Here is a 10,500-nt window from a genome sequence, read left to right as displayed (position 1 = left end):
GCGGGCGGCTTGCCGAATTGCGGCCGGGCCGGGTCGCGCCCGCGGGGCGCGCTCTCCTGCGCCGCCTTGCGGGCGGCGGCCTTGGGCGAGCCGAAGGCCGCGATCGGCTCGCGCACCGGGCTGGTGAAGTCGACCCCGGCCTGCTCGGCCAGCGAGTTGCCGAGCTGGTCCTTGAGCACCCGGGTGCGGATCTCGTCGACGAGGCCGACCTCGAGCTCGCCGAGCTGGAACGGCCCGAAGGAGAGCCGGATCAGCCGGTTCACCGAGAGGCCGAGATGCTCGAGGATGCGCTTGACCTCGCGGTTCTTGCCCTCGCGCAGGCCGAGCGTCAGCCAGACGTTGTCGCCCTGCGCCCGGTCGATCGTCGCCTCGATCGGGCCGTACTCCATCCCGTCGATGGTCACGCCCTTGCGCAGGCCGTCGAGCATCGCCTGGTCGACGTCGCCGAAGGCCCGCACGCGGTAGCGGCGCAGCCAGCCGGTCTCCGGATGGGCGATGACCTTGGCGAGCCCGCCGTCGTTGGTGAGGAGCAGGAGCCCCTCGGTGTTGATGTCGAGCCGGCCGACCGCCACCACCCGGGGCATGTCCTCGGGCAGCACGTCGAACACCGTCTGGCGCCCCTCGGGGTCGCGGGCGGTGGTGACGACGCCCCGCGGCTTGTGGAAGAGCCACAGCCGGGTGCGCTCGCGGGTCGGCAGCGGCTCGCCGTCGATGGTGATACGGTCGCTCGGGGTCACGTTCACGGCCGGCGAGTCGAGGCGCTGGCCGTTCAGGGTCACGCGGCCCTCCGCGATCATCGCCTCGGCGTCGCGGCGCGAGGCCACGCCCGCCCGGGCGATCGCCTTGGCGATGCGTTCCGGCTCGGGCTCCGCCTGCGGTGCCGCCTTCTTGCTCGAAGCCTGCTCGCCGGTGGAGCCCGCGGATGCCTCGTCCCGTCCGCGACGCCGCTGCGGCGCCCCGGTCTCGTCGTCGTTGATGTCGCTCATGCGGGCCTGATACCAGACCGGGTTTGTTCAGGCGAGTGGAACCGATGCGCGATTTTGCAAGGGGTGACCTGACTGCAGGCGGGGCTCCGCATCGGGACCCCCTCGGCCTCGCCTTCGACGCCGCCCGGGCGGCGGGGGCGCGCGGCGAGGTGCCGGTCGGCGCCGCGGTGGTGCGGGACGGCATCGTGCTGGCGGTCGCCGGCAACCGCCCCCGGGCCGACCGCGACCCGACGGCCCATGCCGAGATCCTGGCGATCCGCGCCGCCTGCGCGGTTCTCGGCGACGAGCGGCTCACCGGCTGCGACCTCTACGTCACCCTCGAGCCCTGCGCGATGTGCGCCGGCGCCATCAGCCTTTCGCGCATCCGCCGGCTCTACTTCGCCGCCGCCGACCCCAAGGGCGGCGCCGTCGAGAACGGCCCGCGCGTCTTCAACCAACCGACCTGCCACCACGCCCCCGAGGTCTACGGAGGCCTGCGCGAGAGCGAGGCCGCGACGCTCCTACGCGACTTTTTTCGCGACCGGCGGCCCTGACGCCCCTCGAATTCAGCCTTCTCAAATCAATATAGCAATGGCTATATGACGCCGGCCCGAAGCTGGGCGGCATGGGTTGGGAGCGCGGGCGGATGCGGGACGGACGGGCGTGGCGCGCCGGGGACGGGGTGGCGGAGCCGAGCCTCGGGGCGATGAACGCGAGCGTGCCGGTGCTCGCCACCGGCTCCTGGCCGCGGCGGCTGCTGGCGTTCCTCGGCCCCGGCTACATGGTCTCGGTCGGCTACATGGACCCGGGCAACTGGGCCACCGACATCGCCGGGGGCGCGCAGTTCGGCTACACGCTGCTCGCCGTCATCCTGCTCTCGAACCTGATGGCGGTGGTGCTCCAGGCGCTGGCCGCCCGGCTCGGCATCGCCACCGGGCGCGACCTGGCCCAGGCTTGCCGCGACGCCTATCCGCGTCCGGTCGGCATCGCGCTCTGGCTCGCCTGCGAGGCGGCGATCATCGCCTGCGACCTCGCCGAGGTGATCGGCACCGCCATCGCCCTCAAGCTGCTGTTCGGCCTGCCGCTGCTCCTCGGCGCGGTACTGACCGGTCTCGACGTGCTGCTGATCCTGCTCTTGATGCGCCGGGGCTTTCGCGCGCTCGAAGCCTTCGTGATCGCGCTGCTCACGATCATCTTCGCCTGCTTCGCGATCCAGATCGCCATGGCGGCGCCGCCGATCCGCGACGTGCTCGCCGGGTTCGTACCCTCGGCGACGATCGTCACCGATCCGGCGGCGCTCTACCTCGCCATCGGCATCATCGGCGCCACGGTGATGCCGCACAACCTCTACCTGCACTCGTCGATCGTGCAGACCCGGGCCTATCCGCGCGACGAGGCCGGCCGCCGCGGCGCGATCCGCTTCGCGACCGTCGATTCGACCATCGCGCTGACGCTGGCGCTCTTCGTCAACGCCGCGATCCTGATCATGGCGGCCAAGGTCTTCCACGGCGCCGGGCAGACCGGCGTGCAGGAGATCGAGGAGGCGCACGCGCTGCTCTCGCCGCTGCTCGGCATCGGCCTGGCCTCGACCCTGTTCGCCCTGGCGCTGCTCGCCTCGGGCCTCAACTCCACCGTCACCGCCACGCTCGCCGGGCAGATCGTGATGGAGGGGTTCCTGCGGCTGCGGCTGCCCGACTGGGCGCGCCGCCTCGTCACCCGGGGCATCGCCATCGTTCCGGTGGTGGTGGTGACCGGCCTCTACGGCGAGGCCGGCACCGCGCGGCTCCTGGTCCTGAGCCAGGTCGTGCTCTCGATGCAGCTGCCCTTCGCGGTGATCCCCCTGGTCAGCTTCGTGTCGAGCAAGTCGAAGATGGGGGTGTTCGTCATCCCCACTTGGTTGACGGTCCTGTCCTGGACCATCGCCGCCCTGATCGTCGGCCTGAACCTGAAGCTCCTGGTGGACGTCGTCATGGGCACCTGACGCGGATGTCGGGAAGCAGACGCAGGCGCCGCTGGTGTGGCGCCTGCACAACATTTGGGCGCAACCGGTGGTTCGGACCGGGCCGACACTCGGAACAACCGAGCCTGCGCCGACTTTAAGCTCCACGATTTTTCGACTGACGTGGACGCCACGATGAAGATCCGCACCGGCTACTCGATCGCCTTCGACACGCCCGGCCCGACGCCGATGGTCCTGATGCTGAATGTGCATCCCGACCGGGCCGGCGATCTGATCACGCCCGACACCATGACCATCGACCCGCCGGTCCCTGCCCACACCTTCGTGGATTCGTTCGGCAACGTCTGCACCCGCCTCACCGCTCCCGGCGGCCGAATCACGGTCTCGGCCGATTGCCTGGTTCAGGACAGCGGCCTCGTCGACGACTACGCGCCCGACGCCGTGCAGCACCCGGTGCAGGATCTGCCCGACGACGTGCTGCCGTTCCTGCTCGCCAGCCGCTACTGCGATACCGACAAGCTGTCGGACACCGCCTGGCAGCTCTTCGGCCAGACGCCGGAGGGCTGGGCCCGGGTGCAGGCGATCGTGGACTTCGTTCACAACCACATCCGGTTCGACTACCAGCGCGCCGACTCGACCCGCAGCGCGCTCGACGGGTTCAACCAGCGCGAGGGCGTGTGCCGCGACTTCGCGCATCTCGCCGTTACCTTCTGCCGCTGCATGAACATCCCGGCGCGCTACTGCACCGGCTATCTCGGCGATATCGGCGTGCCGGCCGTGCCCGATCCGATGGACTTCTCGGCCTGGTTCGAGGTCTACCTGGGCGGTCGCTGGTATACGTTCGACGCCCGCCACAACCGTCCGCGGATCGGCCGCATCGTCATCGCCCGCGGGCGCGACGCCACCGACGTGGCGATCTCGACGAGCTTCGGCCCGGCCCGACTTGCCAAGTTCGAGGTTCACACCGACGAGGTGCTGGAAGCGGCGCCGCAACAGGTGGCTTGGTTGCAGGCTGCCGAGTAGGACGCGCGGCGTCCCTCCGTCGCTCATGGCCGGGGAGCCGCGCCATGAGCGATTCAAGGATGGGCGATCCAAGGCCGGACGGTGATTCGTTCCAGGCGACGGGAGGCGCTCCCGCCGCCTCCTCGCGCTGTCAAGCCTGGATGATCGCATCGTCTCCGGCTATGGCGGCGCGATGCTGCTTCGTCCCTACCAGCGCGCGAGCCTCGACGCGCTCCAGGCCGATTGGGCGCGCGGCGGCCGCAACGGCCTGATCGTGCTTCCGACCGGGGCCGGCAAGAGCCTCGTCATCGCCACCCTGGTGCGTGAGACGATGGCCCGCGACGCGGGCGCCCGCATCGCCGTCGTCACCCACACTCGCGAGCTGATCGCCCAGAACCACGCCGAGCTCCTGGGGCTGTGGCCGGACGCGCCGGCCGGCATCGTGTCGGCCGGGCTCGGCCGGCGCGAGGAGTCGCGGCCGATCCTGTTCTGCGGCATCCAGTCGGTGTGGAACAGGGTCGAGGCGATCGGCGGGTTCGACCTCGTGATCGTCGACGAGGCCCACCTGATCCCCCGCGACGCCGAGACCCGCTACGGCCGCTTCCTCGAAGCGGTGCGGGCGCGCTCGCCCGACATGCGCCTCGTCGGGCTCACCGCCACCCCCTACCGCCTCGACAGCGGCCGCCTCGACGAGGGGCGGGGCCGCGTCTTCGACGCCATCGTGTACGAGGCCCAGGTCGGCGACCTGATCCGCGAGGGCTACCTCGCGCTCCTCGTCTCGAAGGCGACCGCCACGGTCCTCGACGTCAGCGGCGTTCCCCTGCGGGCCGGCGATTACGTGCCGGGCGCCCTGGAGGCGGCGGTGAACCGCGACGTCATCACCAAGGCCGCGGTGGCCGAGATGGTGACCTACGGCGCCGACCGGCGCGCCTGGCTCGCCTTCTGCGCCGGGGTGAAGCATGCCGACGCGGTGCGCGACGCGATCCGGGCCGAGGGCTTCTCCTGCGAATCGATCTCCGGCGAGACGCCCAAGCGCGAGCGCGACCGCATCGTCCGCGACTTCCGGGCCGGGCGGCTGCGCTGCCTCACCTCGGTCGGCGTGCTGGCGACCGGCTTCAACGTGCCGGAGGTCGATCTCATCGCGCTCCTGCGCCCGACCCAGAGCACCGGTCTCTACGTACAGCAGGTCGGACGCGGCCTGCGCCGGGCGAAGGGCAAGACCGACGCGCTCGTCCTCGACTACGCCGGCCTCGTGCGCCGGCACGGGCCGATCGACGTGCTGACGGCGAACGCCGTGGCCCGCGCCCGGCTCCTTGGAGAGACCGGCGCGCCGCGGGCCAAGCCCTGTCCGGGCTGCGGCGCGCTGATCGCGCTCAACGCCAGCACCTGCGAGGGGTGCTGGACCGAGCCCGAGGAGGAGGACGAGGCCGACCTGCCGCACGAGGCCGTGGCCGACGACGAGACCGCGGTCCTGTCCGCCGGCACCGTCGCGGTGGTGCGCGAGGCCCATGCCCGCTGGTGGCCTGTCGCCGGCTGGCGCTTCGGCCGCGAGGCGCGGGTGCGCGGGCCCGACGTGCTGACCGTGGCGCTCGAGGGCGACGAGGACGCGATGACCGTGCGGCTCGACCTCGAGGCGACGGGCTTCGCCCGCGAGAAGGCGGTGCAGTGGTGGCGCCGCCTCGGCGGCGAGATGCCCCCGCCGCTCGATATCGAGGAGGCGTTGAACCGCTGCGACGAGCTCGTCCGGCCCGAAGCGGTGCGGGTGGTGCCGACCGGCCGGCTCTCCGAGACCGTGGATTATCGCCTCGCCGGCGGCGCGACCTGGACCGACACGCGCCGCGTCGCCTGACCGCTCACCCCACCGCCATCAGGCGGGCGGTCTCGGCCTCCGCGACCGCCTTCTCGGCCAAGACCTGCCGGGCGAGATCGCGGACGTCCTCGAGGTCGCCGGCCTGGCAGGCCGTCTCGAGGGCGGCGCAGAGGCGCGACAGCCGTACGAACCCGATCAGCCCCGAGGAGGCGATGACCCCGTGCGCGACCGCGCCGAGGACCTGGGGTTCTCCCGTCACCGACCAGTCGACGAGCTGTTGCCGGAAGCGCCCGAGCAGCACCGGCAGGGCGTCGTCGCCGACGGCCTGGCGCAGGTCGGCATAGGTCGCGGCGTCGAGGGAGGGGGGCGTCGTCGGCATGGCGTCCGGCTCCGGTGCTGGCGGCCTCGCATGCGGCCCGTCGTGACGGGCCGCCCTCGGCTCTCGGAGCACGATCCTAAGCAGACTTGCGCTGGCAGGCCAACGCTTCGTCCGCCTAGGTCATTGTTGTGTCGCAGATTTTTGTCGCAAAACGGGGACCGCTTTTGCGAAATCTGCTTGGCGGATATGGCGCGGCCGAGATGCTCGGCCATCAGGCCGAATCCCCGGGTTTCGCCGGGATCAGGCGGTGCGCGCCACCGAGGTTCCGATCTCGGCCTTGCCGGCGGCCTCGGCCTCGCGGGCGTAGGTCTGCGCCCGCAGGAAGGCCGCGGAGGGCAGCTGCTCCACCACCGTGCCGTCCCGGCCGACGACCTGGAACACGATCTGCCGGCTGTCGAGGTCGGGTCGGAACCGGGCGGTGAGCGGGGCGGGCTCCGGCTCGGGTGCCTCGGCGGCCTGCGCCGCGGCGGTCTCGACCTCGGCGGTCTTGACGTCGCCCGTCTTCGCCTCGCCCGCGGCGGCATCCGACGTCCGCAAGGCGTTCGGGCTCAGGTCCAGGGTCACCGGCGGATCGAGGGGCGGGTCCGCGCTGGGACGGGGGAAGCGCTCGGCGCTGCTGCGCATTACGGGCTCGACCGCGACCGGCGGGAACGCGGCGTTGAGGCTGCTGGTCTCGATCACTGCGAAATCCTTTCCGATCCTTCCTTTCCTGTCGAGCTAACGGCCGAGAACCCTACCCGGACGTTAATGCCGGACGGATGATGAAAGGTGCTCTTAAGGTCCGGTTATGGCGCATTAAGCAATTTTACCGAATGCATCGTCGCAAGAACAAAATCGGGATTTCCGTAGGGAAAAGTATGTCATCTCGCGCGGATGTTCGTCGGTCTCGGATGCGGGCGGCACCACGCCCCGCGGTCGTCTCCGGGGGAGTGACGGCTCGGTGGGCCGCGTGACGGCTCAGAGAGCGATGTCGATGCTCGCCGCGGTGCCGCGCTCGGCCCGGCCGTAATCGATCTGGGCGCGCAGGTTCGACGCCATGGCGCGCACGATGCGGGAGCCGAGCCCGGTGCCCCGAGGGGTGCCGGCGCCCTGCCAGCCGACGCCGTCGTCGGCGACCGTCAGGCGCAAGGTTTCGCCGTCACGGCGCGCCGTGATCCGGATCTCGCCGGTGACGCCCTCGGGATAGGCGTACTTGTAGGCGTTGGTGACGAGCTCGGTGACGATCACGCCGAGGGACACCGCCTTGTCGGTCGCCACCTCGATCGGGGCGGCGTCGAGGACGATGCGGTGGCGCTGGCCGGTGGCGTTCATCGCCCCGTCGAGATCTTCCACCAGGGTCGCCAGGTAGGCGTCGACGGCCACGATTCGCACGTCGTCGGAGGTGTAGAGCCGCCGGTGGATGCCGGCGATCGCCGTGATGCGGGTCTGGGTCTCCTCCAGGGCCGCACGGGCGGAAGCGTCGGTGACGGTGTTGGCCTGCATCCGCACGAGCGCCGCCACCAGGGCGAGGCTGTTGGCGACCCGGTGGTTGACCTCGCGCAGGAGCAGCTCGGCCCGGTCGCGCGCCTCGCGCACCTCGGCCTCGGCCCGCTCCTTCTCCCGGCGGGTGCGGTCCTGGAGCACCGCGGTCGCCACCGCCTCGGCCAGCAGTTCGCGGAAGTGGCCCTGGAGGTCCTTCCAGACGTAGTCGACCGCGCCGGCCTTGAGCGCGGCGACGGCGACGCGGCTGTCCTCCGAGCCGGTGACGTAGATGACCGGCGGCGCGTCGGCCAGCGCCCGGATGCGCGGCAGGACGTCGAGGCCGGTCTCGCGCGGCATGTGGTGGTCGAGGGCGACGACGTCGAAGCGCTCCGCGGCGATGCGGGCGAGCCCGGTCTCCCCGTCGGCCGCATGCTCCACCGTGCAGCCCCGCGCCGCGAGCGTGCGACTCACCAGCCGCGCCAGCCCGGGATCGTCGTCGATGTAGAGCAGGCGGACCGGGTCGCTCACCGTCACGCGCTCTCCGGGACCTGCATCACCGAGAAGAACAGCCCGAGCTGGCGGATCGCGTTGGCGAAGCCCTCGTAGTTCACCGGCTTGGTGATATAGACGTTGCAGCCGAGGTCGTAGCAGCGCTGGATTTCGCGCTGGTCGTCGGTGGTGGTCAGGATCACCACGGGCGAGCGCTTCAGGTGCGGGTTCGACTTCACCTTCTGCAGGATGTCGATCCCGGTCATGTCCGGCAGGTTGAGGTCGAGCAGGATCAGGAGCGACCGGCCGGCATTGACCTCGCCGCTGCCGTCCGGCCCGAACAGGGCGGCGAGCGCGGAGGTGCCGTCGCGGAACGACTCGATGACGTTGTTCACGCCGGCGCGGCGGATGTTCCGCTCGATCAGCCGGGCATGGCCTTCGTCGTCCTCGATCATCACGATGTGTACGGCCGGCACCTGGCTCCTCCCCACGGCGGGTAACCGGCCGGGCCGGTGCGCCTCTTCTCCGGCCGCGCCGATCGCGGACGGGCGGGAGCCGGGCTCCCGCCGATCCTCTCTAGACTACATTTCCGTCCTTGCGCATGGGGACGGAGCGGAAAACATCGCGATCGCGTTAACGCCGCCCCCTGCCGCAACCTGCGGTCACGGCTGCCGCAGCGGCAGCGTGACCGTGAAGGTTGTGCCCTCCCCGATCCGCGAGGCGAGGTCGATCCGCCCGCCGAGCGCCCGCACCAGGGTGCGGACATGGGCGAGACCGATCCCGTCCCCGGGCCGGTCCTGCGTGCCGGACCGGCGGAAGAGTTCGAACACCCGGGCGTGGTCGCGGGCGTCGATGCCGCGGCCGTTATCGGCGACGTGGAAGACCGCGAGCCCGTCCGACACCGCACCGGTGACCTCGATCCGGCCCGGGCGGTCCTTGGCCAGGTACTTGATCGCGTTGTCGATCAGGTTGCCGAAGATCTGCTCCACCGCGACCCGGTCGGCGGTGATCCCCGGCAGGTCGCCGATCGCGATCGCGGCGCCCGCCGTCTCGGCCTGGTGGCGCTGCGCGTCGGCGAGCCCCTGGACCAGGGCGGTCATGGCCAGCGGCTCGGACTGGAAGTTGCGCCGGCCCTCCCGCGACAATTTCAGGATCGCGTTGATCAGGCCGTCCATCTTGGTGATGGCCGCTTTGATGAAGCTCACCGATTCGGCGAGGTCGGCATCGATCCGCGACGCCTCCGGCCGTCCGGCGAGGGCGGTGCGGATGTCGTCCTGGCTCGCCTCGATCTCGCTCGTGAAGCCCATGATGTTGACGAGCGGCGCCCGCAGGTCGTGGCTCACGATGTAGGCGTAGCGCTGGATCTCCTCGTTCGATTCGCGCAGCGCGGCTTCCGCGGTGCGCTGCTCGGTGATGTCGGAATGGACGCCGACCCATTCGCGGATCGCGCCGTCTGGGTCGAGCACCGGTACCGCCTGGATGGCGTAGATGCGAAACACCCCGTCGTGGCGGCGCACCCGGTGCTCGTGGGTGTAGCGCCGGCGCTCGGCCACCGCGGCGTTCCAGCTCTCGACGCTGGCAGCGCGGTCGTCCGGGTGAACCGCCTCGGCCCAGCCGAACCCGACATACTGCTCCGGCGTCTGCCCGGTGAGCGCGGCCCAGGCGGGCTGCTCGTTGGTCATCCGGCCGTCGGGGCCGTTGGTCCACAGGACGCCGCGCACCGCCTGGACGGCGGCCTCGAACCGGTCCTGCTCGCGCCGCACCGAGGCGAACAGGCGGGCATTGTCCATCGCCACCGCCGCCTGGCCGGCCAGGCCCTCGACCAGGGCGGCCTCGCGCGAGCCGAAGCGGTGGGATTCGGGGTGGCCGAACAGCAATGCGCCCAGGGTGGCGCCGGTGCCCGACACCACCGGCACGGCGAGGTAGCTGCGCACCGGCAGGTGGCCCTTCGGCATGCCGCCGTGGCTGCCGTAGCGCGGATCGTTCGTCACGTCCTCGCTCAGGACCACGCCGCCGGCCGCGAAGGTCTCGCTGAACAGGGTCGTCACCCGCGGCAGGCCGAAGCGGGTGAAGGCCTCGCGGGGCGCACCGGTGAGGCTGAGGAGCTGCCAGTGCTCCGGCCCCTCGGGCCCCTCCGGCACCCGCTCGAACAGGGCGCCGTAGGCCGCGCCGGTCAGGCGGGTGGCGGCCTCCACCACCGCGTCTCCGAGGCGCTGGCGGTCGAGCTCGCTCGCCAGCGCCGTGCCGAGGCGGTTCAGCACCTCGAGGCGCTGGGTCTCGGAGCGCAGCGCCGCGGCGGCGCCCTCGCGCTCGCTCGTCCGCTCGCGCTGGCGCTGCGCCGCGTCGGCGATCTCGGCGCTCACCGCCGCCACCTCCGCCGGCACCCCGGCGAGCACCGGGGCGGGCCGGCCGCGGCCGAGCGCCACCGCCTGGT

General features: G+C 71.7%; 10 protein-coding genes. 4 read left to right on the top strand and 6 right to left on the bottom strand.

The annotated features are described in order from the left end of the window. A partial coding sequence (locus HPY23_RS24750; RefSeq protein WP_200649688.1) for a pseudouridine synthase occupies positions 1-986 on the bottom strand: 986 nt, incomplete at its 3' end. Between the two features lie 44 nt (positions 987-1,030). Between HPY23_RS24750 and HPY23_RS24745 the strand changes: the two genes are divergently transcribed. From HPY23_RS24745 to HPY23_RS24730, 4 genes are all read left to right on the top strand, one after another. After that, a complete protein-coding gene (locus tag HPY23_RS24745; protein WP_091885490.1) occupies positions 1,031-1,519 on the top strand; it encodes a nucleoside deaminase in 489 nt (162 codons plus the stop codon). A 92-nt stretch (positions 1,520-1,611) separates the two neighbouring features. Continuing rightward, entirely contained in the window at positions 1,612-2,946 is a 1,335-nt protein-coding gene (locus HPY23_RS24740; protein WP_091885487.1) for an Nramp family divalent metal transporter, read from the top strand. A 153-nt stretch (positions 2,947-3,099) separates the two neighbouring features. Then, the gene (locus HPY23_RS24735) at positions 3,100-3,948 is read left to right on the top strand and encodes a transglutaminase-like domain-containing protein (protein ID WP_060849199.1); all 849 of its coding nucleotides are present in this window, start codon (positions 3,100-3,102) and stop codon (positions 3,946-3,948) included. Positions 3,949-4,120: 172 nt separating this feature from the next. Then, positions 4,121-5,776: a DEAD/DEAH box helicase gene (locus HPY23_RS24730; protein ID WP_060845838.1), complete on the top strand. Its 1,656-nt coding sequence runs from the start codon at positions 4,121-4,123 to the stop codon at positions 5,774-5,776. A gap of 4 nt (positions 5,777-5,780) precedes the next feature. On the opposite strand, the gene HPY23_RS24725 is transcribed toward HPY23_RS24730, so the two are convergent. The 5 genes from HPY23_RS24725 to HPY23_RS24705 form a co-directional block, all read right to left on the bottom strand. Continuing rightward, positions 5,781-6,116: an Hpt domain-containing protein gene (locus HPY23_RS24725; protein ID WP_091885484.1), complete on the bottom strand. Its 336-nt coding sequence runs from the start codon at positions 6,114-6,116 to the stop codon at positions 5,781-5,783. A 240-nt stretch (positions 6,117-6,356) separates the two neighbouring features. After that, on the bottom strand, positions 6,357-6,797 hold the full coding sequence (locus HPY23_RS24720) for a hypothetical protein (protein ID WP_091885481.1): 441 nt from the start codon (positions 6,795-6,797) through the stop codon (positions 6,357-6,359). A gap of 276 nt (positions 6,798-7,073) precedes the next feature. Beyond that, the gene (locus HPY23_RS24715) at positions 7,074-8,105 is read right to left on the bottom strand and encodes a sensor histidine kinase (protein WP_060849198.1); all 1,032 of its coding nucleotides are present in this window, start codon (positions 8,103-8,105) and stop codon (positions 7,074-7,076) included. Positions 8,106-8,107: 2 nt separating this feature from the next. After that, positions 8,108-8,521, bottom strand: a complete 414-nt coding sequence (locus HPY23_RS24710) for a response regulator (protein ID WP_060849197.1) — start codon at positions 8,519-8,521, stop codon at positions 8,108-8,110. Between the two features lie 207 nt (positions 8,522-8,728). Continuing rightward, a partial coding sequence (locus HPY23_RS24705) for an ATP-binding protein (RefSeq protein ID WP_200649687.1) occupies positions 8,729-10,500 on the bottom strand: 1,772 nt, incomplete at its 5' end.

It is taken from the genome of Methylobacterium ajmalii, assembly GCF_016613415.1.
GTDB classification, from domain to species: domain Bacteria; phylum Pseudomonadota; class Alphaproteobacteria; order Rhizobiales; family Beijerinckiaceae; genus Methylobacterium; species Methylobacterium ajmalii.
Note: the sequence above shows the minus strand (reverse complement) of the source record. Positions and strands in the feature narration are given on the sequence as shown.